Annotated in this window: 22 protein-coding genes; 18 read left to right on the plus strand and 4 right to left on the minus strand. The window is 70.4% G+C overall.

Translation table 11 applies throughout. The features are described from left to right. The first annotated feature begins 55 nt into the window (after nt 1-55). The 13 genes from RVR_RS20840 to RVR_RS20900 all read left to right on the plus strand — a co-directional run bounded on the left by RVR_RS20840 (nt 56) and on the right by RVR_RS20900 (nt 13,164). Complete coding sequence (locus RVR_RS20840) at nt 56-4,519, plus strand: phage tail tape measure protein (protein ID WP_202235298.1); 4,464 nt, start codon at nt 56-58, stop codon at nt 4,517-4,519. Beyond that, the gene (locus RVR_RS20845) at nt 4,519-6,759 is read left to right on the plus strand and encodes a hypothetical protein (protein WP_202235299.1); all 2,241 of its coding nucleotides are present in this window, start codon (nt 4,519-4,521) and stop codon (nt 6,757-6,759) included. Before RVR_RS20840 ends, RVR_RS20845 begins: the two co-directional genes overlap by 1 nt. Nucleotides 6,760-6,761: 2 nt before the next feature. Beyond that, nucleotides 6,762-7,865, plus strand: a complete 1,104-nt coding sequence (locus RVR_RS20850; protein WP_202235300.1) for a DUF5047 domain-containing protein — start codon at nt 6,762-6,764, stop codon at nt 7,863-7,865. Next, on the plus strand, nt 7,862-8,473 hold the full coding sequence (locus tag RVR_RS20855; protein WP_202235301.1) for a hypothetical protein: 612 nt from the start codon (nt 7,862-7,864) through the stop codon (nt 8,471-8,473). The genes RVR_RS20850 and RVR_RS20855 overlap by 4 nt, the downstream gene beginning before the upstream one ends. A gap of 13 nt (nt 8,474-8,486) precedes the next feature. Next, a complete protein-coding gene (locus RVR_RS20860; RefSeq protein WP_202235302.1) occupies nt 8,487-8,750 on the plus strand; it encodes a hypothetical protein in 264 nt (87 codons plus the stop codon). Next, entirely contained in the window at nt 8,740-9,351 is a 612-nt protein-coding gene (locus RVR_RS20865; RefSeq protein WP_202235303.1) for a hypothetical protein, read from the plus strand. Before RVR_RS20860 ends, RVR_RS20865 begins: the two co-directional genes overlap by 11 nt. A gap of 211 nt (nt 9,352-9,562) precedes the next feature. Further along, the gene (locus RVR_RS20870) at nt 9,563-10,279 is read left to right on the plus strand and encodes a C1 family peptidase (protein ID WP_202235304.1); all 717 of its coding nucleotides are present in this window, start codon (nt 9,563-9,565) and stop codon (nt 10,277-10,279) included. Then, entirely contained in the window at nt 10,276-10,527 is a 252-nt protein-coding gene (locus RVR_RS20875) for a hypothetical protein (protein WP_202235305.1), read from the plus strand. Before RVR_RS20870 ends, RVR_RS20875 begins: the two co-directional genes overlap by 4 nt. Further along, entirely contained in the window at nt 10,524-10,922 is a 399-nt protein-coding gene (locus RVR_RS20880; protein ID WP_202235306.1) for a hypothetical protein, read from the plus strand. Before RVR_RS20875 ends, RVR_RS20880 begins: the two co-directional genes overlap by 4 nt. Continuing rightward, on the plus strand, nt 10,919-11,791 hold the full coding sequence (locus RVR_RS20885) for a glycoside hydrolase family 25 protein (RefSeq protein ID WP_202235307.1): 873 nt from the start codon (nt 10,919-10,921) through the stop codon (nt 11,789-11,791). Before RVR_RS20880 ends, RVR_RS20885 begins: the two co-directional genes overlap by 4 nt. Before the next feature lie 55 nt (nt 11,792-11,846). Then, nucleotides 11,847-12,110 carry a hypothetical protein gene (locus RVR_RS20890; protein ID WP_202235308.1) on the plus strand — a complete coding sequence of 88 codons (264 nt, stop codon included), beginning with the start codon at nt 11,847-11,849 and terminating at the stop codon, nt 12,108-12,110. Nucleotides 12,111-12,139: 29 nt separating this feature from the next. Further along, complete coding sequence (locus RVR_RS20895) at nt 12,140-12,448, plus strand: hypothetical protein (RefSeq protein ID WP_202235309.1); 309 nt, start codon at nt 12,140-12,142, stop codon at nt 12,446-12,448. After that, entirely contained in the window at nt 12,445-13,164 is a 720-nt protein-coding gene (locus tag RVR_RS20900; RefSeq protein ID WP_202235310.1) for a hypothetical protein, read from the plus strand. Before RVR_RS20895 ends, RVR_RS20900 begins: the two co-directional genes overlap by 4 nt. A gap of 203 nt (nt 13,165-13,367) precedes the next feature. Here the strand turns inward: RVR_RS20900 and cyaB are convergent, their stop codons facing one another. Next, complete coding sequence (gene cyaB / locus RVR_RS20905) at nt 13,368-13,925, minus strand: class IV adenylate cyclase (protein WP_202235311.1); 558 nt, start codon at nt 13,923-13,925, stop codon at nt 13,368-13,370. Nucleotides 13,926-13,942: 17 nt separating this feature from the next. Further along, on the minus strand, nt 13,943-14,785 hold the full coding sequence (locus RVR_RS20910) for a helix-turn-helix domain-containing protein (RefSeq protein WP_237404874.1): 843 nt from the start codon (nt 14,783-14,785) through the stop codon (nt 13,943-13,945). Between the two features lie 421 nt (nt 14,786-15,206). Here RVR_RS20910 and RVR_RS20915 point away from each other — a divergent pair, with 421 nt between their 5' ends. Together RVR_RS20915 and RVR_RS20920 are read left to right on the plus strand one after the other, a co-directional pair. Continuing rightward, nucleotides 15,207-15,716: a hypothetical protein gene (locus RVR_RS20915; protein WP_202235312.1), complete on the plus strand. Its 510-nt coding sequence runs from the start codon at nt 15,207-15,209 to the stop codon at nt 15,714-15,716. A gap of 90 nt (nt 15,717-15,806) precedes the next feature. After that, entirely contained in the window at nt 15,807-15,956 is a 150-nt protein-coding gene (locus tag RVR_RS20920) for a hypothetical protein (RefSeq protein WP_202235313.1), read from the plus strand. A gap of 313 nt (nt 15,957-16,269) precedes the next feature. Here RVR_RS20920 and RVR_RS20925 read toward each other — a convergent pair whose 3' ends face one another. Further along, entirely contained in the window at nt 16,270-16,503 is a 234-nt protein-coding gene (locus RVR_RS20925; protein WP_202235314.1) for a hypothetical protein, read from the minus strand. Between the two features lie 540 nt (nt 16,504-17,043). Here RVR_RS20925 and RVR_RS20930 point away from each other — a divergent pair. Further along, complete coding sequence (locus tag RVR_RS20930) at nt 17,044-17,865, plus strand: DUF1206 domain-containing protein (RefSeq protein ID WP_237404875.1); 822 nt, start codon at nt 17,044-17,046, stop codon at nt 17,863-17,865. A gap of 229 nt (nt 17,866-18,094) precedes the next feature. On the opposite strand, the gene RVR_RS20935 is transcribed toward RVR_RS20930, so the two are convergent. Then, entirely contained in the window at nt 18,095-18,448 is a 354-nt protein-coding gene (locus tag RVR_RS20935) for a histone-like nucleoid-structuring protein Lsr2 (protein ID WP_202235316.1), read from the minus strand. A 157-nt stretch (nt 18,449-18,605) separates the two neighbouring features. Here RVR_RS20935 and RVR_RS20940 point away from each other — a divergent pair, with 157 nt between their 5' ends. Together RVR_RS20940 and RVR_RS20945 are read left to right on the plus strand one after the other, a co-directional pair. Beyond that, the gene (locus tag RVR_RS20940; RefSeq protein WP_202235317.1) at nt 18,606-18,761 is read left to right on the plus strand and encodes a hypothetical protein; all 156 of its coding nucleotides are present in this window, start codon (nt 18,606-18,608) and stop codon (nt 18,759-18,761) included. Between the two features lie 1,139 nt (nt 18,762-19,900). Next, nucleotides 19,901-22,951, plus strand: a complete 3,051-nt coding sequence (locus RVR_RS20945) for an alpha-mannosidase (RefSeq protein WP_202235318.1) — start codon at nt 19,901-19,903, stop codon at nt 22,949-22,951. The last annotated feature ends 74 nt before the right edge of the window (nt 22,952-23,025 follow it).

The following is a 23,025-nucleotide window of genomic DNA, read 5'->3' on the forward strand; positions in this document are numbered from 1 at the left end:
ACCGGCCCCCACACCTGAGCCGGCGGCGGCTCCCTGACCACGGAGGGGGTCGGCCATGGCTCTCACGTCGACTGGCGTCCGCTACGACGTCATCGCCAAGGACAGCGCGAGCAAGGTCTTCGACAAGATCGGCAAACAGGCCGGGAAGACCGACGGCATCCTCGGGAAGGCCGCCAAGTCGGCCGCGAAGTACGGCGCGGTCATGGGCGGGGCCGTCGCCGCCGGCCTGGTGGTCGCAGCCGACAAGGCCGTCGCCTTCCAGACCGAGATGACGAAGATCTCGACCCAGGCCGGCGGGACCACCAAGGACGTCGGCGTCCTGTCCAAGCAGGTGCTGCAACTCGGGAAGTACAGCGAGCAAGGGCCCCAGCAGTTGGCCGACTCGATGTACCACCTGAAGAGCATCGGTCTCGACAACGTCGCGGCGATGAAGGACCTGAAGGTCGCCTCCGACCTTGCCGCGGTAGGCGGCTCTAACCTCGAAGACACCACCAACGCCCTCGGTGGGGCGTGGCGCTCCGGCATCAAGGGCGCGGAGACGTTCTCGAAGTCCGCAGCGACCGTGAACGCTGTCATCGGCGCAGGCAACATGCGCATGGAGGACTTCGTCTCCGCGATCGGCACCGGGATCCTGCCCAGCGCGAAATCGTTCGGCCTGTCGCTGAAGTCGGTCGGCTCCGCGCTGGCCCTGATGACCGATGAGGGCATCCCCGCGGTCGACGCCGCGACCCGCCTGCGCATGTCCATCAGCCTCCTCGGCGCCCCGTCGGGCAAGGCCGAGGACCAGTTGAAGAAGATCGGCCTGACGGGCACGGACCTGGCGAAGGAGATGCGCTCCCCGGCCGGCCTGGTCGGCGCCATCGGCCTGCTGAAGACGAAGCTCGACGCCTCGGGACTGTCCGCGGTACAGCAGTCCCAGGTCATCTCCCGCGCGTTCGGCGGCGGCCGGTCCAGCTCCGGCATCCTCACCCTGCTGAACAACTACGACGTGCTGGTCCAAAAGCAGGCCCAGATCACGAAGTCCATGGCCAAGTTCCCCTCGGCCGTGGCGCAGCAGCGCAAGACCGTGCAGGCGCAAATGGACTTGATCAAGTCCAACCTCGACGTCACCGCGATCGAGATCGGCGACAAGGTGCTGCCGGCCGCCTCGAAGGCCGTGGTCTACCTCAACAAGACCGCGCTGCCCACCATCGGCAAGGTCAGCTTGTCGCTGGAGCGCATGATCCCTGTCAACCGCATCGAGGGCGACCTCAAGCAGGCCACCGGCTTCGTGTCGGACTTCGTGACCGGCCTGGAAGGCCCGAAGAAGGCCAAGGTCGAGGTCACCCCCGAGGTGAAGAAGCTCTCCCAGCTCCCGGCGAGCGCCCTGGAGTTCGGCGACGTCCTGCCGAAGAAGGCGGCCGTGCCGTTCCCGGTCAGCGAGGGCCTGATCCCGAGCATGCCGAAGCCGGCGGTCAAGAAGCAGGCCGAGTCGCAGGCCCAGCAACTCGGTGACACCCTGCGCAAGGCCATGTCGGACGGCCTCGGCGACGCCGTGAAGGGCCTGGACTGGAAGGGCTTGGGCGGGACTCTCGGCAAGGGCCTGGACAGCGCGTTCGGCTACGTCGCCAGCCACTCCAAGACCCTCGGGGAGAAGGTCAGCAAAGCGATCCAGGGCATCGACTGGGTCGAGGTCGGCAAGGACTTCGGTACCACGGCGCTGCCGCTCGCGATCGGCTTCATCGACAACATCTTCGCGCCGCTGTTCACCGTCGACTTCTGGAAGAAGCACTGGCTCGACACGATCATCGCCGTCGTCAGCGTCGTGCCGGTCGGGAAGGTCTTCGACGCCATCGGGGGCCTGTTCGCGAAGCTTCCGTGGGGCAAGCTCGGCGACGTCATCGGCGACGGCCTGTCGAAGATCCCGTGGGGCAAGTCGCTGGACTGGGCGAAGTGGATCGGACGGACAGGCAAGACCGCCGGGAAGGCGGTCGGCGATCTGGTGTCCCGGATCGGGACGGAACTGAAGGACTCCTTCTCTCGGACCTTCCCGTCCGTGGCGACATGGTTCGGCCGGGAGATCGGCCTTATCCCGACGCGGCTCGGCGTCATGGGCCTGGAGCTGAAGGCAGCCCTGAAGAACGGCTTCGAGTCGGTCACCGACAGCGTGCCGGGCGTCTCCGGCAAGCTGATCCGGGCCGTCCTGCGCTACTTCACGAAGTTCACCTTCTACAACGCCGGCATCAACCTGATCTCCGGCCTGTACAACGGGGTCGTCGACAAACTGGCGAAGGCCGGCGGCTGGGTCAGCGCCCACATCGTCGACCCGTTCGTCTCCCACGTGAAGAGCGCCTTCGGCATCCACTCGCCGTCGACCGTGTTCGCGGGCATCGGCGGGTTCCTGATCTCGGGCCTGTACAACGGCGTCGTCGACAAACTGGCCGGGATCGGCAAGTGGGTCTCGGCCAACATCAAGGCGCCGCTGGTCGGGGCCATCGTGAAGCCGGCGTCGTGGCTGCACAGTGCGGGCGGCAACATCATCAGTGGCCTGGTGTCGGGGACGTGGGACTGGCTCGCGCAGAAGGGACACGACTTCAAGTCGTGGGCCAGCAAGATCAAGGACAAGATCGTTGACGCGGTGGTCGACGTCTTCGACATCAACTCCCCGTCCAAGGTGATGATGGAGTACGGCGGGCACATCGTGGCCGGCCTGGCGAAGGGCATGCTCCAGGGCAAGGACGCGCTCAAGGCGGTGGCGAAGGAGGCGTTCCACTCCCCGCTGGAGGCTGCGAAGGCGCTGGTGTCCAACGGCGTGAGCCTGCCGGCGAAGTGGGCGGCGAAGCTGTTGTCGGCGAAGACTCCGGGCGCCGGCTCGGGGGCGCCTCTGGCGCCGGGTGTGGCGTCGGCGCAGAAGTACGCGTCGGGTCTCGTCGGTCAGATGTGGCCGAAGAGCGCCAGCTCGGAGATGTCCGCGCTGATCAAGCTGTGGAATGGCGAGTCGGGCTGGCGGGCCAACGCGGAGAACATGTCCTCGGGCGCCTACGGCATTCCGCAGGCGCTCCCCGCCAGCAAGATGGCGGCCGCCGGCTCGGACTGGCGGACGAACGCGGCCACACAGATCCGGTGGGGCCTGTCGTACATCAAGGGCCGGTATGGCGACCCCATGACCGCGTGGGCGAGTTGGAACTCCCACTCGCCGCACTGGTACGCGAAGGGTGGTCTCGCGCAGTTCGGCGAGACGGCCTGGGTGGGCGAGAAGGGCCCGGAGCTGATGCAGGTGACCCGGAAGGGCACCCGCATCTACAACAACACGGACTCCCTCGCCCTCGCCAAGGGTGCGGGGATCAAGATCCCCGGCTACGCGACGGGCACCGTCACGGCCGCGCAGGCGAAGGTGGACAGCGCTCAGCGGGCCTACGAGGCGGCAAAGGAGCGGGAGGATCGGGCTCGCGGTAAGGCGGCTCTGGCGGCGGCGAAGGCCGACTTGCGGGCGGCGCAGTTGCGGCTGTCGGCGGCGAAGAAGGAGTTGGCTGCGGCGACGGCGGCGGCGAAGCGGTCCAAGGCCGCGCGCACCACCGTGGCGAACGCCATCTCCAACGGGTTCCTGAAGACGCTGGAGACCGGGACCGCGTCGGCCATCGCGTCGGCCGTGAAGTCGATGAACACCAAGTTGCAGAATGCCGGGTACGGCAGCTTGGTCGCGGGCAACAACCGGACCGCGACCAAGCTCGGGGCTCTGGCGACGCAGAAGGCCAGCATCGCCTCGCAGATCTCCGCGGCGAAGTCCTACGCGTCGGATCAGGCTTCGTCCCTGGGCGACTACCTGGGTATCGGGGACACGTCGGCGACGTCGGTGTCCAGCCTGATCGCACAGATGCAGCAGTCCCAGTCGACGGGGCGCTCGTTCGCGTCGGAGATCGCGAAGCTCAGCAAGATGGGGTTGAACAAGACCCTTCTCGCACAGGTTGCGGATCAGGGCCCGGGCGGGTCGCTGGCGTCGATGCTCGCCGGCGCGTCGTCCTACGACATCAAGCAGCTCAACGCCCTCGCCACCAGCCAGAACAAGCTGACGTCGTCTTTTGGCAACACGATGGCGGACGCCATGTACGACAGCGGCGCGCAGGCCGGGAAGGGCTTCCTCACCGGCCTCCAGGCGCAAGAGACCGCGATCCAGAAGGAGATGAACAAGCTCGCCGAGGGCATGGTTTCGGCGATCAAGAAGAAGCTGAAGATCAAGAGCCCGTCGCAGGTGTTCCGTGACCAGGTCGGCAAGCAGGTCGCGCTCGGTATGGCGGCGGGCATCGCGGCGCACGGTCCGAAGGCCGTGTTGGCGGCTCAGCGCATGGCGGACATGACCGCGGCAGTGCGCGCCAAGGGCGGTACCGGCACGGGTGCGGCTGCCGCCGTCCACGAGACCCACGTTCACGTGCATTTCGATGACGAGGCCCTGCGCGGGCTGATCGACGTGCAGGTTAAGCAGGGCGTCGAGGCGGGGCACGCGGATCTGGTGGCGGCGGCACGGAACACCGGGGGGTACTGATGGCGATCCCCGGGAACTTCCTCAGTGCTGTTGCGGAGATGGTCGATCCGGATACGTCCGGGTGGACTACCACCCTGAACTGCACCAAGTCGCTGGGTTCGGGTGGCCGGAATGGCGACGGCGTCCTGACGCTCACCAGCGTGGCGTCCGGCGACATGCAGGCTGCGACGTCCGCGGCGTACAGGGTGACCGCTGGGACGGCGTATCAGGCGTTCGCGGATGCGGCCTCATCCACCCAGCCGGAGCGCATCGGTATCCAGTGGCTCAACGCGAGCTACGCGGCGGTGGGGACGGCGGCCTGGTCGCTGACGACGGACGCTGCGTCGGCGTCGTGGCACAGGATCAGTGTGGCCGCGACGGCGCCGGTGGGTGCGATCTACGCCCGGGTAGCGCTGTCGGCCACCACCACGGCGGCCGCCCGGACGCACTTCTTCGAGAACGTGTACCTGGGGCCGCCGCAGCGGACGAGCGGAAACCTGCTCAGCTTCAACGCCGAGTCCGGCGGAGACGTGGATGGCACCGCGTGGGTGGCGGACGCGAACTGCACGGTGACCAGGGACGTTCCGGTCGTGACGTGGCCGGTCAACTGGTACCTGTCCGGCGGCGAGGTCGTGAAGGCCACGACCACCGCCAACGGCAACATGGCAGTGCGGTGTGCGGAGGCGCCCAGCGTGCAGCCGGGCGTGGACTACCGCGGCTACCTGTACATCAACGCCCCCACGTCCACGTCCGCGTGCTGGGTGGAGCTGCGGTGGATGGACGGCACCGGGACGCTCATCTCCACCAAGAGGGCTGCTCTGGCGTCCCCGGCGGCGGTGGGCTGGTACCGGCAGATCGTGTCCGGCGTGGCCCCGGCGGGTGCGGATCACGTCGTGCTGGCCGCTGGCGTGACGTCGGCTACCGCCGCCCAGGTGCTGCGGGTGGAGGGCGCCACGATTCAGCAGGCGGCCACGGCGCCGGTGGCGATCGGCACGGTCATGCCGTATGAGGACGCCAGCTTCGAGCAGGGCGTCGGGCAGTGGACGGTCGCCAGCGGTGTGGCGACGATCGCCCGGTCCACGCCGTGGGGGGCCTCCGGGTACGACGGCGTGTACGCCATGGTCGTGACGTCTTCTACAGCCACAACGAGCGTGCTGGCGTCCGGTAAGTACCCGGTCACCCCGGGCGTCAACTGGCGCGCGCAGATCCAGTTCTCCGCCGCGTCCGGGACGTGGGCGGTGGCCCCGCAGATCCACTGGTACGACGCGTCCGGTACGAGCCTGGGCGCATCGTCCCTGCCTGCCGATTCGCTCGCGCCGGCGGGCGGCTGGTGGCGGGACTGGAATGACATCATCGCCCCGGCGAGCGCCGCCTCGGCCCGGGTCGAGGTCGACGTCACGGCGCCGTCCGCAGGCGCGGTGTGCCAGCTCGACGCGGTCTCGCTCACGCAGACGGCGCCGGCGTTCTCCGCGACGGCCGACAGTTCGCGGGCTGTGGTCACGCTGGTGATGCGGGAGCTGACGGTCGGGGCGACCCTGACGGTGTACCGGGTGGTGGGCAGTACGCAGGCGGTGGTGCGCGGCCCGTCGGGCGCGCTCCAGGGCGTGGTGGCGACGAGCGCGCAGATGGTGGTGGAGGACTACGAGGCCCCGCTGGGCGTGGACGTCTGGTACCGGATCGAGCAGTACGACGCGACCACCGGGGCGTTCGGTGGGAGCGAGGCGTCGGCGACAGTACGGCTCACCCTCGCGGACGTGTCGGACTGCTGGATCAAGGACCCGTTGCAGCCGCAGCGGAATGTCCTGGTCAGGGCGAGCGCCGCGCCGGACTGGTCCCGGCCGATCGAGCAGACCGAGTACCGGGTCAGGGGTCGTCGCAACTCGGTGATCTTGTCCGATGTGCGCGGTGGCCTCACCGGGACGCTCGCGGTGTGGACGGATGACGATCCGGGCCGCGGCGCCCTGCACTTCGCGCTCGACTCGGGGAATCCGCTGCTGATCCAGTTCTCGCCGGGGCTGGGCCTGGAGGACTCCTACTACGCGGTCGGTGACATCACTGAGGCGCGGCCGGTGGCCTATGGCGGTGAGCCCCGGCGGCTGTGGTCGCTGGCGCTGACGCAGCAGGACGCGCCGATCGGCGGTGTGGGCGGCACTGCCGGCTGGACGGTGCAGGACGTGCTGACGACGTGGCCGACCGCCCTGGACGTGGCCACCGCATATGCGACGGTGCTCGACCTGGTCCTCGACAACCGGGAGGCGTGAGCGTGTACACGCCTCCCTCGTCGCGGTTCCTGGCCGCACTCAACCACTCGCACCGCGTGGTGACCCGCGTCGAGCTGGTGCGGACGGACGGCACAGTGCAGGACCTTGACCACACGGGCGGGTCCGTGACGGTGGACCGGTCGGCGACTTCCCGCCGCACGTGCTCGGTGACGCTCGCGGACACGTCCCTGATCCCGCGGACTGCCGCCGACAAGCTCAGCGTGTACGGCTCCCAGTTGCGGATCTTCCGGGGCATCGGCTATCCCGACGGCACCGTCGAGATGGCCCCGATCGGAGCGTTCCGCGTCGAGGAGGTGTCCGGGGATGTGGACGTCGGCCCGGTGACGATCACCGGGTCGAGCATGGAGGCGCAGGTCGCCGACGCACCTTTCACCGCGCCCACCACCGTGCAGTCCGCCGCCACCACTGCGGTCGGCGGCATCAGCACCCTCATCCACGCCGTGCTCCCGTCTGCGGTCATCATCTCCCGGGCGACGGACGCCACGGTCGGCACGATGACGTGGGACCAGCAGGACAGCAGGTGGGACGCGTGTAGGACGCTGGCCACCGCGATCGGTGCCGAGGTCTACACGGACGCGGCGGGCCAGTTCATCATCGCTGCGCTCCCGGACTTGTCCGGCCCGTCCGTGGTGTGGGAGGTCGCCGCCGGCGAGGGCGGCGCCCTGGTGTCCGCGGACCGCGGCATGGCCCGATCGGGCGTCTACAACAGCGTCACGGCCTACGGGGAGAACACGACCGACGACACGGCGGCGGTCAGCGCGACGGTGGAGGACACCGACCCCACGAGCCCGACCTACGTCAATGGGCCGTTCGGCAGGGTGCCCACCTTCTACTCGTCGGCGACGCTGACCACGACGGCTCTATGCACGGCGGCGGCGACGCAGCTCCTCAAGACGTCCCTGAAGCCCAATGCGTCGGCGGACATCACGAGCCTGCCGAACCCGCTGCTGGAGCCGGGGGATGTGATCCGGGTCGTCTACCTGGACGGCACGCGCGAACTGCACCAGATCGCCAGCTTCGAGATCTCGCTGGACACGTCCGGAGACTTCACGCTGGCGACGATCGCCGCGAAGGAGGACGCGTGACGAGCCATGCAGCGCGCCGGGCGGCCCGTGCCCTCGCCACGGCCGGGAAGAGGAAGGCGGCGGCGACTCCGCTGGTGCGGGGTGCCGATTGGCGGACCGCGACCGTCGCGAGCATCAGCTCGACCGGCACGATCACCACCACCGACGGCATCCCGGCACGGCGCGTCCAGACCTACTCCTACCCGGCTGTCGGCGACCGGGTCGTCATTTCCCGCAACGGCGCGGGCAACTGGATCGCCATCGGGCCGCTCGGTACGGGCACCGGGGCGTGGGTGACGATCCCCGCAGGCACCGGGTATACGGCCCTGTCCGGCTACCAGGCACCCACCTGCCGCCTCTCCGGCGATGCCGTGGAACTGCGCGGCTCGTACAGCAAGCCCGGCACCGGCGTGACGATCACCTACGGCGACGTCTTCGCGGTGCTGCCCGGCGGCTACCGGCCCGCAGCGGACACGGACATCACGCTCGTCATCAACCAGGGCACCTCGGGCGCCACCTATGGGACGTGCCGCGGCATCGTCCGTGCGGCCAGCGGCAACATCGAGCACCGCGGGCCCAACAACGGGAACTTCATCTCCATCCCGCCCATGACCCTCTGGACCACCTGACAGGAGCAAGACCATGTCCTACGGGGACTGGACTCTCGACACCAACACGCCGACCTGGCGCCTCATCTTCCAGCACGCGAAGATCACCAGCTACGGGGCGACCGTCTTCGACATCTCCCACGGCATCACCGACGAGTCAGTGGACGACGCCGACATCGTGTTCCAGAAGCTCGTGGACCTGATCGCGTCCGACCCCGACTTCGAGATCCTGCTGGCGACGAAGACGGCACCGTCAGTGCAGCAGGTGACCCCCACGGAGGTGCCGGATGGCGACTGACCAGTGGGGGCAGGGCATCGACACCCTGGACTACACCGACCAGCCGGACCTGGTGGTCCTCGGCGCGTCCCTGCGGGACGGGCTGACGCCCCGGTCGGTGATGCGGTTCGCGGATGCTACGTCGCGGGATGCGGCGGTCGCCTCCCCGGTCGCAGGGATGATCGCGTGGCTGACCGCGACGAAGGTGTGGACGGGGTTCGACGGCACGTCGTGGGTGGCGCTCGCCGCAGGCACGCAGGCGTGGACGACACCGGTGCTGGCCACCGGGTACACCGCGAACGGCAACAGCAACGGCGTCCCGCAGTACAGGGTGGTCAATCTCTTCGGCGATCTGGTCGTCATGTGGCGGGGCGGCCTCGGCGTCACCTACACGTCCGGCGCTCCGGCGAACAGCGGGAACTTCCTGCATGACCCGCTGCCGGCCGGGGCAAGGCCGACGACCTTCCGCACGGTGACCGCGGCCTGCTCGGCGGTGTCGTCGGAGAGCTTGTCCGTGAAGATCGATTTCAAGGCGGACGGCACCTCGGCGATCGTCACCCAGTCCGGGGTGCAGCCGCCGTGGGTGTCCCTCAACAACATCATGTACAGCCTGACGTCCTGATGGCGTCTTCCCCGCGGCCTTCCGTGCCGCCCCCGGATCCTGCACCGCCCGCCGACGTGCAGACCCTCGTGGACGCCGGGCTCATGCCCGAGCAACCCGTGCCGTCCCCCGACCCGCCAGCGGACGATCCTCCCGTCGAGGAACCCGCCACCACCACCTGACGCCCCGGAGCCGACCGGCCCGGGGCTCTCGCATGCCCACAGGAGAATAAGTGTCCGCTCTCAAGTACGGCCGTCTGCCAGGCGCTGTCCCGGTCGGCATCCAGTCGCTGCCCCATTACGTCGCAGGAGCCCTCCCGAAGGCTCCGGCCTCGGTTCCGCCGCCGGTCCTGGCCGAGTGGGGGATGCTCGGTAACGACGAGTTCGGTGACTGTGGCGTCGCCGGTATCGAGCACGTCTTCATGGCCGTTGCCGCAGACGTCGGCGCGACCGAGAAGTTCCCGACCGACAAGCAGACCGTGTCGTACTACCTGAAGTACACCGGCGGCCAGGACTCCGGGGTCGTCCTCTCCGACTTCCTCGCCTACGTCCGCAAGCACGGTTACTACGGCCACAAGTTGGCGGCGTTCGCGCCGGTCGGCGTCCACGACGTCCCGACGTTGCAGTTCGCGCTGTGGGCCTACGACGCCGTGTACTGCGGCATCACCGTCACCGAGCAGATGATGGCCGACTTCCAGGCCGGGCGGCCCTGGACGATGGAGTCCCTGAACTCCCCGGTCGACGGCGGCCACTGTGTGCCGATCGTCGGCTACGACTCCCAGTACCTGTACATCGTCACCTGGGGCGCCATCCAGAAGATCGCCTACTCGGCGTGGCACCACATGTCCGAAGAGGCGTGGGCGCTGATCCTCGGCGAGCACGCCAACGGTGACGGGCACGGCCTGTCCCTCAAAGCGCTTCAGGCGGACCTCGACAAGGTCGCGAAGTGACCGCCCCGTCCGTGGGCCGTGTCGTCCACTACGTCTCCTACGGCACGCCGGGCGGCGAGTACACCTCGCAGTGCCGGGCCGCGATCGTCACCGACGCCGGTCCGCTCGGGGCCGATGCGGAGCCGGACCAGGTCTTCGCCAGCCTGTGCGTGCTCAACCCGACCGGGATGTTCTTCAACACCCACGTGCTCCAGGACGAGGACGGCCACGTCGGCGGCACCTGGCACTGGCCGGAGCGTGTCGAGTGAGCACCATCGCGGTGGACTTCGACGGGGTGCTGCACTCCTACGAGCGTGGTTGGGCGGACGGCACGATCTACGGCGACTGGAAACCGGGTGCGGTGGTCGCCTTGTCCCAGCTCATGCGGCGCCATGCCGTGTTCGTGCACACCACTCGCCCGGCCCGACAGGTCGCCCGCTGGATCGAGCAGCGGTCCGGTCACGGGATCGAGTGCACCACCCGCGTTCCGCGTACCGGGTGGTTGCGGCGCCCCGGGTTCTGGAACGAGCACGGCGTGCTGCTGGTCACCGACCGGAAGCTCGCTGCGACCCACTACATCGACGACCGGGCGGTGCGATTCGAGACGTGGCCGCAGGCGCTGCGCGACGTGGGGATCGAACCGCTCGTGGGGGAGGTACCGTGACCGGCTGCGAGGGCCAGGACTGGGCCTCTTACCAGTCCAGCACGCCGTCCACGACGGGGCTGAGTTTCGCGGCCGTCAAGGCCACCGAGTCGACCACCTACACGAACTCCCGGCACGCCGCGCAGGTCGCGCACGCCCGCGCTGCTGGACTGGTCATCATCCACTACCACTTCGTGCGCCCCGGCTCCATGGCCGCGCAGGTCGCCTACTTCCTGAAGCAGGCCGTCGTGCAGACCGGGGACGTGCTGTGCCTGGACTGGGAGGACACCGGCGTCTCCGGCGCGGACAAGGACACGTTCCTCAAGGCCCTCCAGAAGGCCGCACCGGGCCACCGCGTGATCCTCTACTGCAACGTCGACTTCTGGAAGAACCGCGACACCACGAGCTTCGCCGCCGACGGCTTGTGGATCGCCGACCCCAGCGCCGCGAAGGGCTCCCCGCGGGTCACCGCGCCGTGGCTCATGCACCAGTACAGCGAGGCCGGCGGCATCGACCGCGACTACTGCAACCTCACCGCCACCCAGCTTCGCGCGTGGGCGGCCGGTACGACACCGACCCCGGAGGACGACGTGGCGCTCACCACGGACGACATCAACAAGATCGCGGCGGCGGTGTGGGCTGCGGACGTGATCCCCGCGGCGCGGCCGCCGCACGCGAACGACGACTACAAGACGAACCCGACGTGGACCGCGAAGTACGGCGTGCAGGCTGCGGTCGAGGCAGCGCGTACCGCGTGCGATGTGGCGCCGGTCGCCCTCACCGACGCGCAGGTGACCGCGCTCGGCACGCAGCTCGCCGGGTCGGCCTCGTTCGCCACGGCTGTCGCGGAGCGGCTCGCCGACCTCCTCGCGCAGCGCCTCCAGTCCTGAACTCCCCACTTCGGCACGCCCCGAAGTGGTTCCCACCAGCAGAAACGGATCCGCCATGACTCTCTACGACTACCTCGCCTCGCTGTGGCGCACCGCGATCCCCCTGATCGTGGGCGCGCTCGGCACCTGGCTGGCGCACGCCGGGATCGGCATCGACAGCACCGTCCTGTCCGCGTGGCTCGGCTCCGCGTTCGCCGCCGCCTACTACGCCCTGTTCCGCCTCGCCGAGCAGCACGCCGGCGCCGCATGGGGATGGCTGCTCGGCCTCGCCCGGCCGCCGGCCTACACCAAGCCCGCACCGGCCGTGAAGAGCGTCTGACCGACACCAGCACCACGTAGGGGGTGAGCGTGCCCGATGACGTCTCCGTGGGAGAGACCTACCGGCGCCTCCAGGACCACGAGAGGCGGACCCAGCGCGAGCACGAAGCGCTGGATACCCGCATCACGAATTTGGCGCGCGACACCGTGCCGCTCCAGCTCTACCAGCAGGGCGAGCGCGATCGGGACGACGACATGAAGGCCGTCACCGACCGGCTCGGGAAGGTCGAAGACCGGCCCGCAATGAGCCTCGCGCGCTGGCTGGGGATCGTCACCGTCGTGGTCGCATTCCTCGCGCTCGCCGTGCAGGCATGGGGCACGCTGAAGGGGGCGCAGTGACCAGTCCACACGCGCTACCCAAGCTGCCCAGGCCCCGCCGCACTACCCTGCTGGTCGCGGCGGGGTGGGTGGCCGCTCTGGCCCTCGCCGCGTTCATCGCGATGGCTCTGCACTCCGTGCAGGACTCCAACCAGCGCCTCGCCAAGGGCCAAGCGGCGCAGAAGACCGTGATCTCCCGACTGTCGTCGGGGCTGGACACGAGCCGGAAGCAGCTCCAGCAGCACGGGGTGACCCCGTCGGCGCCCCCGGCGAAGAGCATCGTCCAGGACGTGCCGGGCGTGCCCGGGACACCGGGGGTCAAGGGCGAGCCGGGTAGTCCTGGACCGTCGGGGCCGCCGGGCAAGCCCGGGAAGGACTCGACGGTTCCGGGCCCGGCCGGGTCTCCGGGCGCCGACTCGACCGTGCCCGGGCCGGAGGGATCGCCGGGCGTGGCCGGTACGCAGGGCGATCCCGGGCCGGCCGGTCCTGCGGGCAAGGACGGGACGGACGGCAAAGACGGCCAAGACGGTAAGGACGGCGCGCCACCGGCCGGCTGGACGTTCACCGACGCGACCGGGCAGTCCTACACCTGCAGCCCGGTTGGCGACTTCGACCCGTCCGCGCCGCGGTACGCGTGCACGGCGGACGCCGCGGCGCCACCGGCGCAGTCCAGCGAGCGCGGCGGCCTGCTCGGCATCGGCATGCTCGTCACCTCGGCCGGCTATCGGCGGCTGTGACATCGCGAAAGCCCCCGCTCTCCTTCGGGAGGGCGGGGGCTTTTCGTCGTGCCCAAAAACCTCGAGGTCTGTGTCAAAGTGACGACAATGCTCTAGCGGTAGGGCTGTCGGTGGCCGGGGTTACCGTGGTGGTCCATCCATCCGGGCGGTGCGATGGAACCGGCCCCCGTCAACAGCGCGACGGGGGCCTTAGTCGTTCCGGGTCACTGCCGCGCGGCCGCCACGGCGTCGGTGTACTGCTCGGTCGTCAGGTCGCCGTCCTCGATGCCCAGCTCGGCGAGGACCGCGCGGACATCGGCGAGCGCGGCGTCGACCTGGTCGTCCGGGACGATCGTCTCCAGCTCGATCCAGTGCTGCCCACCGACCTCGGGCACCTGCACGAGCGTGGCGAGCATCGAGCGGCCGCGGGCCTTGAAGTCGTAGTTGCGGCAGCGCTTCTCGAACTCGATCACCGGCGTATAGCCGAGGCCGCGCACGATCGCGTGCACCGCGGCGGCGTCCTCAACGGGTGTCTCCGCCTCCGGCTTGGAGCCGGACGCCTCGTCCACGCGGGCGCCCTTGTACGTGAGGACCGTGCTGGTGCTGTCCGGGCCGTGGACGGTGCGCACGCGCAACTCGCGGTCCCCATCGGTCAGCTCGCGGCCGGGGGTGTCGTAGTACGTGTCGTGGTAGACCTCGGCCCGGCCGTCGGCGCGGCTCTCCAGCTCGGCGTGGACGTGCTCGGGGTCGCGCACCCTGGCCTTCAGCTCCGCCTCGATCAACTGCTCCTCCTCGCAGGTCAGATCGTCCGCTCGGCGTCCTCGGCGAGCGCGTCTAGCATCCTCCGGAACCCGGCGTACAGCGGGCCGCTCGGCGTGCTCATCACCTTGTACACCGCCGATTCGTGGCCTTCCCAGCCCGCGGTGAACGCCGAGAGGTACATGGTGCTGTCCAGCCGGATGATGCGCCAGGTCGGCAGGGTCCGGTACCGGTAGACGGCGAGCTGCCGCCCGGGCGCGAGGTCGCGCAGCCGGGCTTCCGACAGTCGGATGCCGCCGGCGAGGGACTCGGCTGACTCGCCGATCTCTGCCGCTCGGGTGGCCACCGTGGGCGCGTCGGGATCGAGCAGCAGCACCCGTACCCGGGGCGGCTCACGGCGTGTCAGGCCGGCCCGTAGCAGCGAGTCATTGAGGGCCAGGAGGCCGAGGCCGCGCACGGCCAGGACGTCGATTTCCGCGGCGGTTGCGGCGTGGCGCTGGATTTCGTCGGCGGCCGCGGCCTGCGACCCGTAGACGCGGACTACCTCGGGGAACGCTGCCAGGTCGAAGGCGACGCCGCCGGCGCGGGCCTCGCGGCTGGGGGCGAGGCCGAGCAGCCGGCGCGCGTCGTCCGGCATGCCGAGGCCGTCCGCGACCCGCTCGTACACGTCCAGCCGGCTCACCTCGCGGCGGCCGTTGATGATCTCGTTCACGCGGCTTTGCGTCATGTCGACGGCGGCAGCGATGCGGGCTTGGCTCGCGCCAGCGTACTTCTGGACGGCCCGGAGGACAGCGGACATGTCCCGGGCGCGCAGGGCCTCGCGGACAGCGGCCTGCTGCCAGGCCCAGTCGGGCATCTCCACGCGCGTGGTCGCGGTCGTCACGGCGCCTCCTGTACCGGGTGGGATCGAACCCCATCTCACCGTGAGATTACCGGTGGGGTATCGAGTCCGTACCCACTGTGACCGACGCTCGAAGAGAAGACCCCGCGCCGTGCGACCGGCCGGGGCGTGGCCACGCCGAGAAGGGGCGCGACATGGAGACCGTACCGCAGCCAACTCCCTTTCCTGAGGGGCTTCTTCGCCGGAATCCGGTGTGGCCGTCGGTCGCGCGGATGGTGACCGTGACCCACTACGACGGCTCCGAGACTACGAGCGTGATGCGCGTGGTCTACGAGCCCGACACGCCTCCGCCCGGTAGGGACGTCCGACAGATCTGCATCCGGGCGTGCCGGAAGTGCGCTGCGGAGCCGGAGCAGTGACCGCCTGGTGCACGCCGGGCCGCCACTCGATGCCCGACAGGGACATGACGCTGCTGAGGTACGAGCACACGCTCGACGGCGGCGAGATCCCCGTGTACGGATGCCCGCCTCACGTCCGCGAGCAGGGTCTCGTGCCGCGGCTCCCCGGCGGCGCGGCTTTCGTTGGCCACCGGAACACGTCCCCGACCGCGCCGATCGTCTGCGGCCCGCGGCCCACCCCGGGCGGTGCCCCCGTGCCGTGCGCGGAGTGCACGGAGCTGACCGCCGCCGGGCGCGACCCCCAGCGGATCCGCACCGGCCACGCGTCCCTCGACCTGTACCGCCTCATCGAGCACCGCATCGCCGCTCACGACACCGCGCCGACATGGCGGGAGGACTGCGACGCCTGCGCGCGCTGGCAGGCCGGTGGCCGAGGCATCGCGGCCACCCTCGCGGCCCACTGGAGTCGGCACCACGGCGTGATGCACACGCTGGGTATCGCCTCCGGCGGCGCCGGCAAGGGCTTGTGCTTCGCTGACCAGCCCGCGGACGTGCCACTGCACACCGCCCCCTGAGACCGCCGCGACCCCGCGCGGCGAAAGGCTCTGGCGCCGGTGCCCCTGGATCCCGGCGCCAGAGCCACCCCACCCACCGAGGAGACGCGCATGCCCGACCAACCGACGCCCGACCCCGACGACGACCTCGCCGAGATCGCCCGTTTCGCGCAAGCCGCCAACAACTCCGGCCTGCCCGAGGCGATCCGGCACGGCGCCGCGGCGGAGATCCGGCGCATCTCCGACCGCGAGCAGGAGTAGGTCCGCTGCCCCGTCACCCTCGGGGCCTTGTACGCCCGCGCCCGGCACACGGCCCCCCAAGGTTCGCCGGGCGCGGGTCCGCGCGGCGTCGGGGCGTACTCGGATCCGCCCCGGCGCCGCCCCCAGGGGTGGGCACCAATGCGTACCCTTCCCGCTGGTCACCGCCAAGGGTCCGCACCCAGTGCGGACCCTTTCTCGTCGTCCGGGGAGACGCACTGCATGGTGGCAGTCTATCCCTCTGACCTGCACGAACGGCCCGGGGTGTAGCAAATCGCGTTATTTTATTACGCCGAATCTCACACCCCGGGGGGCGTCACTGGCCCCGCACGGCCTCCCGGTACGCGTCCCGCGCCGCCTCGTACTTCGGCTTTATCTCCTGCACGGCGCCGACCGCCTGCTTCCACCCCTCGGACACCATGGGGATCGGGGCGCCCGGCGCGAGGGGCTTCACCTCGCCCAGTTCGTCGTGTTCCCGCCGCACGGCAGCGCTGTACTCCGCCAGCAGCGTCTCGTACCGCTCCAGCAGCCTGGCAAGATCCTCCGCCATCTTTGCTCCCTACTCCCGGCACCCCGGGCGGGTGCATGGCCGCAGTTCTACCGGAACGCGGCGACAGGGGTACCCGGATTGCGAGTACCCCTGTCGACCCGCGTGGGCCACCGCCTCACGCAGACCCTTAGCTTCGGCCGTGATTTCTTCACGGGCAGAGCTAAGGGTCGTTGCTGTCGGGGCCCCGTCTGCGGGACAATGGATCTGCGCAGGTCAGGCCGCACGTTGGAACTCGGATTGCGTGAGCGATGCGTGAGCGGACGTCCCAGAGCGGGCCGGAATCCCCTGGATCTCCCAGACTCCGGGAGCGGCTGACCTGGGATTCTCGGAGCGAACCAGAACCCCCGGAGTCTCCCAGAGTGAAACCTATCGACTTGTAAAGCGTAGGTCGTCGGTTCGAACCCGACAGGGGGCTCCACATCTGCCGCGGGCGGCGACGTCAGGCCCGGCGACTTCGCGTTCGCCGGAGGGCAGGTGTCGGAAGGCCTCTTCGGCGGATTCGCGGGTACGCGAGACCGCGTGAGAGCCGAATCAGCGAAATTGACGGGTCAACACGGTGCCAACCGGGTCGCGGACAGCAAGGCGGTCGAGGTCGGTGGCCGTGCCGGCTTCGCGGCCCGGGGGGTCATCTACGCCCTCGTGGGCGTGCTGGCGGTGCGCATCGCGTTCTCCGACGGGGGCGGCCAGCAGGCGGACCGTGGCGGAGCCCTTGCCGAGATCGCGCACAAGCCGTTCGGCAGCGTCCTCCTGTGGCTGTTGGGCGCGGCCCTCGCCGGGATGGCGCTGTGGCGCCTGTCCGAGGCGGTGATCGGTCAGCCGGGGGAGGACGGGGACAAGGCCGGCAAACGGCTGGCGGCCGCGGGCCGAGCGGTCTTCTACGGCTTCGTCTCGTACTCCGTCCTGGCCTACGCGGTCGGTGAGAAGACCAGCGGGAGCGGTTCGTCCGACAAGCGGACCGACGACGTCACGGCCAAGGCCCTGGGGTGGCCGGGCGGGCAGTGGATCCTCTCGGTCGCCGGGATCGGCGTGGCGTGCGCCGGAGTGTGGATCGCTGTGCGGGCCTTGATGCGTAAGTTCCACAAGCACCTGGAGATGGCGCGGATGTCCGAGCGCGAACGCCGTGTGGTGGACTTCCTGGGCATGTTCGGCGGAGCGTCACGCGGGGTGCTCTTCGCCACGGCGGGCGGCTTCGCCGTGGCCGCCGCGGTCCAGCACGAGCCGGGGAAGTCCAAGGGGATGGACGACACGCTACGGTCCTTCGCACATACCCCGGCGGGGCCCTGGCTGCTGGTGGTGATCGCCGTCGGCCTGGTGGCCTTCGGTTTGTTCTCCTGGGCCAACGCCCGCTGGCGCACGGTGTGAAGCGCGCTTTCGTCTCGGACCGCTGGCGGAGCCGACCGGGCGCCGGGCGGTCCCGGTGGAGCGGGTGGAGCGGGCAGCCGGGGTAGCTCGTCTGGACCGGGTGGACCCGGTGGTTCGGGCGGCTCGGATGGATCGAGTCGACCGGGTGGACCGGGCGGGGTGGGTGCGGGCAGGGTGCCCACGCGACCGCGTTCCGGGGTGGGAGCCGCGGTGCGTGGGGCGGCAGGGGTCAGTGGGACTTTTCGTATGCTTCTCGTACTGCCGCGGGGACGCGGCCGCGGTCGTTGATGTCGTAACCCTGCTCCTTGGCCCACGCCCTGACGGCGGCGGAGTCGTCGTCCTTGACGGGCCGGGGTGCCGTACCCCGGGCGCGCCGGCTCCTGCCGGTGGCCCCGTCGCGGACCCGGCGGGCTCCTTCCGCGTGCAGGAAGGGGCTCAGGGCCTCCATGAGCTTGTCGTGGCTGTCGGGGGTGAGGTCGATCTCGACCCCCGCGCCGTTGACCAGAATCGTGTACGTGTCGATCTCTGCGGACTCTTCTCCGGTGAGGTCATCGGTGTAGAGAGTCACTACCTTCTGTGCCATGCGAGGGACGATATGACCTCGCAGCAGGTCCTGGGTAGTCGCCCCTCACCGGCCGGGTGGTCGGAGGGGTCGCGGCGGCTCGGCGGGGCGTGCGCGGGCGCGGGCGCCGCGCGGTTCGGACGAGGGCGGCTCGCGCGCCCGGGGCGCGGAGTGAGCAGTGGCACGACGCGGCGAGCAGCAGGAGCAGAACCAGCACGACGAGGATCCCGAAACAGCCTCTACCCCCTCCGGGGTTCTTGTGGTCGGTCTCGACCAGGCCGCCGGGCGGGAGGCCGGGGTGGCGGATGGGATGCCGGGGTGGCGGGTGGAGTAGGCGGTGAGCTGCTCGTCCTCCCCTTGGGACTGCGTGCCCCAGGAGGCCCTGAAGCCGCATTCGCCGCAGCGGTAGAGGTAGGCCGTGTCGGTTCCTCAACGGTGCGTGCTGGGCGGGATGGTGGACCGGGTGTGGGTGTGGGTGTGGGTGTGGGTGTGGGTGCGGGAAGGGGTTTGTGCGCACGGGCATGCCAGGAGCCATCCAGCGGGAAGGCGGCCTGTTCCGGGTGGTCGGGGACGCCCGGCAGCGGCGCCACCTCGTTCGGGACGACCACGGCCGCCGAGCCGGTCTTCCAACCCCACAGCGGGTGGTAGTGGCCGCCGGCCCGGTGCAGCGGCCAGGCCCCGCAGCCTCCGATGCGGAAGTCCTCGACCCGCGGGTCGAGAAGCGCCGGACGGACCGCGCTGACCACCACGGTGGCCGCGTACAGGCGGGCCACATCGTCCGGGGTGACGTCGGGCAGCGCCAGCCGCCACCTGGCCAGCTCTTTGAGACGGCCGCGGCGCGGGCGGCGATGTCGCCCAGGTCGAGCGGCCCCACTGACCGGGTGAGCAGGTCCAGCATCCGCGCGACGCAGGCCCGGATCGCCTCGATCGCAGCGTGGTGCGACTCGGTGGCGCTGAACATCCCGTCGGCGACGTCGCTCCACCGTGCAGGTCACCCGGACACGCCCCGTCGGCGCCGACTCGTCGGCCACGACGCGGTCGCCAGCAGCGCGCCCTTCGTCTCCGTCATAGCTGGCCGGTCGGTCGGCAGCGGCCCGACGGGTATTTCCGACGGGGGCCCGATCGGGGTCCCCGGTCGGTGCGCTTGCCGTGAGTAGGTCGGTGCGTAGCGCTTCACGGGCCGGAGCGCCGGCGGGGGTGTGAGAGCACGGCCGCGGGGTTCTTAAAACGTATTGACAAACTTACTCGGCGATTCGTAGCTTCGAACGGCACCACACCAGCTCCTGCCGTACGGCGGGCCCGGTCTCCGCCGGTCAGGACGGGCGCGGCGCGCTTCCGGTCGAGCCGGGCCTCCGGCGGATTCGTGCCGGCGGCCGCAGGGCACGGATCGAGCGTCCGGGCCAGGCCGTCGCAGCCGGTCGTCCACCGACTCCGTCCCGCCCCCTCGAACCCAGCTATCAGGAGACCGTCCTCATGCATGACGACCGCAAACTGGTCGAGGCACGCTTGGAGCGCGTCCTGCGGGAGCGCATCCGCCCGGCGATCCACCCCCAGACGGTGCCGCTGACCGTGGAGATCTGGTCCACGTCCGGTGAGCCCGTTCCGGTGGCGGAGGGGTTGTCGGCGCCGACCCGGCCCATCTCCGCAGGCACCCCCTGGGGTACACCCTGGGGCACCAGTTGGTTCAAGGTCAGCGGAACGGTGCCCGAGGAGTGGGCCGGGCGCACCGTCGAGGCGGTGCTCGACCTCGGCTTCACCCGGCGCAGCCCCGGCTTCCAGTGCGAGGGCCTCGTCTACCGGCCCGACGGCACCCCGGTGAAGGGGCTCCACCCGCGCAACTCCGCCGTCCGCGTGGCCTCGCCGGCCACCGGCGGCGAGCAGGTCCGCTGGCACATCGAAGCCGCCTCGAACCCGGACATCGACGGTGAGGTGCCCTTCCAGCCCACGCTGCTCGGCGACCGCGCGACCGCCGGTGACGCGCCCCAGTACGTCCTCGGGTCCATGGTGCTGGCGGTCTTCGACGAGACCGTGTGGAACCTGGTGCTGGACCTGGAGGTGCTCGGCGAGCTGATGGCGGAGCTGCCCGTCGAGGGGGCGCGCCGCTGGGAGATCCTGCGCGCGGTCAGCCGGGCCCTGGACGCCGTGGACCTGCAGAATGTCAACGCCACCGCCCAGGCCGCGCGGGACGAACTGGCGAGCGTGCTCGCCGCGCCCGCGGTTCCGGCCGCGCACCGGATCAGCGCGGTGGGCCACGCCCACATCGACTCGGCGTGGCTGTGGCCGCTGCGGGAGACGGTGCGGAAGGTCGCCCGCACCGCCTCCAACATGACGGCGCTGCTCGACGACGACCCCGACTTCGTGTTCACGATGTCGCAGGCGCAGCAGTTCGCGTGGATCAAGGAGCACCGGCCCGAGGTGTACGCGCGGGTCAAGCAGGCGGTGGCGGACGGACGGTTCGTCCCTGCCGGCGGGATGTGGGTGGAGTCCGACACCAACATGCCCGGGTCCGAGGCGATGGCCCGCCAGTTCGTGCACGGCAAGCGCTTCTTCATCGACGAGTTCGGTGTGGAGAACGAGGAGGTCTGGCTCCCCGACACCTTCGGCTTCGCCGCCGGCCTCCCGCAGATCATCAAGGCCGCGGGCTCCAAGTGGCTGCTCACCCAGAAGATCTCCTGGAGCCGGACCAACACCTTCCCGCACCACACCTTCACCTGGGAGGGGATCGACGGCTCGCGGGTCTTCACCCACTTCCCGCCCGTCGACAGCTACAACTGCGAGATGTCGGGCGGCCAGATCGCACACGCGGCCCGCAACTTCAAGGAGAAGGGCGTCGCCAGCCGCTCCCTCGCGCCGACCGGCTACGGTGACGGAGGCGGCGGCACCACCCGCGAGATGGTCGCCAAGGCCGCACGGATGCGCAGCCTCGAAGGCTCGGCGACCGTGGAGTGGGAGGCACCCGCGGCCTTCTTCGCGAAGGCGGAGGCCGAGTACCCGGACCCGCCCGTGTGGGTCGGTGAGTTGTACCTGGAGCTGCACCGCGCCACGCTGACCAGCCAGGCGCAGACCAAACGCGGCAACCGGCGCAGCGAGCACCTGCTCTACGAGGCCGAACTGTGGGCCACGACCGCTGCTGTGCGCACCGGCGCGCCGTACCCCCACGAGGAACTGGACCGGCTCTGGAAGACGGTGCTGCTCCACCAGTTCCACGACATCCTTCCCGGCTCCTCGATCGCGTGGGTGCACAGCGAGGCACGCCGGACCTACGCGCGGGTCACGGGGGAACTCGAGGCGATCATCGCGCAGGCGCAGCAGGCTCTCGCCGGGGCGCGGAGCGCCGACGGCGGCGACTCGGTGGCAGGCAGCGGCGAGGTGGTGTTCAACTCCGCCCCGCACGGACGCGGGGGCGTACCGTCCGGCGGTGCGGCGCTCAGCACCTCCGCAGCGGCGCAGGCGTCCCCCGTGTCCCGTGCGGGCGGCGGCTACGTCCTGGACAACGGCCTGCTGCGGGTCGAGATCGACGGGCGCGGCCTCATGGTGTCGGCGTACGACATCGCCGCCGCCCGGGAGGCCATCGCCCCGGGGCAGGCGGGCAACCTGCTCCAGCTGCACCCCGACCTGCCCAACCAGTGGGACGCGTGGGACGTCGACGCCTTCTACCGCAACGTCGGCACCGACCTCACCGACATCACGGACCTCCGCGTTGACGGCTCCGCGGTACGCATCGAACGGGCCTTCGGTGCCTCCCGTGTCGTCCAACTGCTGTCGCTGCCGGCCGACGCCAAGCGGATCGACATCGACACCGAGGTCGACTGGCACGAGACGGAACGCTTCCTGAAACTCGCCTTCCCGTTGGACGTCCGCGCCGACCGGTACGCCTCCGAGACCCAGTTCGGCCACGTCTACCGCCCCACCCACCAGAACACCAGCTGGGAGTGGGCCAAGTTCGAGGCGTGCAACCACCGCTTCGTCCACCTCGACGAGCCCGGCTGGGGCATCGCCCTCGTCAACGACTCCACCTACGGCCACGACGTCACCCGTTCGGTGCGCGCCGGAGCCGACACGGGGACGACGACCACCGTGCGCGCGTCGCTGCTGCGGGCTCCGCGCTTCCCCGATCCCGAGACCGACCAGGGGGTCCACCGCTTCCGGCACGCGCTGGTGCCGGGTGCCGTGATCGGCGACGCCGTCCGTGAGGGCTTCCGGGCGAACCTCCCCGAGCGCCGGGTGCCCGGCACGAACGCCGTGGCCACCTTGGTGACCGTGGACGATGACGCCGTCGTGGTGAGCGCGGTGAAACTCGCCGACGACCGCAGCGGCGACCTCGTCGTCCGTCTCTACGAGAGCAGCGGCGGCCGCACCCGTGCCACGCTCAGGATCGACGGCTTCCTCGCCGACCGCGCTGTCCTCACCGACCTGCTGGAGCGTCCGCTCGCGGACACCGACCTCCCCGACCGCTCGCACGACGGAGTGGCCCTCACTCTGCGGCCCTTCCAGATGGTGACACTGCGCGTCCCGCGCGCCTGACCACGACCACTGCGCGGAGCGACTCCGGTTCGGAACCGACAGGGCGACACCGGCCGCCGACCAGGGAGGTGAGG

It is taken from the genome of Streptomyces sp. SN-593, from assembly GCF_016756395.1.
Lineage (GTDB): Bacteria > Actinomycetota > Actinomycetes > Streptomycetales > Streptomycetaceae > Actinacidiphila > Actinacidiphila reveromycinica.

Coding starts and splice junctions, on each gene's coding strand:
- RVR_RS20860 (WP_202235302.1), top strand. CDS start 8,487: ATGTCCTACGGGGACTGGACTCTCGACACCAACACGCCGACCTGGCGC.
- RVR_RS20845 (WP_202235299.1), top strand. CDS start 4,519: ATGGCGATCCCCGGGAACTTCCTCAGTGCTGTTGCGGAGATGGTCGAT.
- RVR_RS20890 (WP_202235308.1), top strand. CDS start 11,847: ATGACTCTCTACGACTACCTCGCCTCGCTGTGGCGCACCGCGATCCCC.
- RVR_RS20915 (WP_202235312.1), top strand. CDS start 15,207: ATGACGCTGCTGAGGTACGAGCACACGCTCGACGGCGGCGAGATCCCC.
- RVR_RS20865 (WP_202235303.1), top strand. CDS start 8,740: ATGGCGACTGACCAGTGGGGGCAGGGCATCGACACCCTGGACTACACC.
- RVR_RS20945 (WP_202235318.1), top strand. CDS start 19,901: ATGCATGACGACCGCAAACTGGTCGAGGCACGCTTGGAGCGCGTCCTG.
- RVR_RS20925 (WP_202235314.1), bottom strand. CDS start 16,503: ATGGCGGAGGATCTTGCCAGGCTGCTGGAGCGGTACGAGACGCTGCTG.
- RVR_RS20840 (WP_202235298.1), top strand. CDS start 56: ATGGCTCTCACGTCGACTGGCGTCCGCTACGACGTCATCGCCAAGGAC.
- RVR_RS20935 (WP_202235316.1), bottom strand. CDS start 18,448: ATGGCACAGAAGGTAGTGACTCTCTACACCGATGACCTCACCGGAGAA.
- RVR_RS20920 (WP_202235313.1), top strand. CDS start 15,807: ATGCCCGACCAACCGACGCCCGACCCCGACGACGACCTCGCCGAGATC.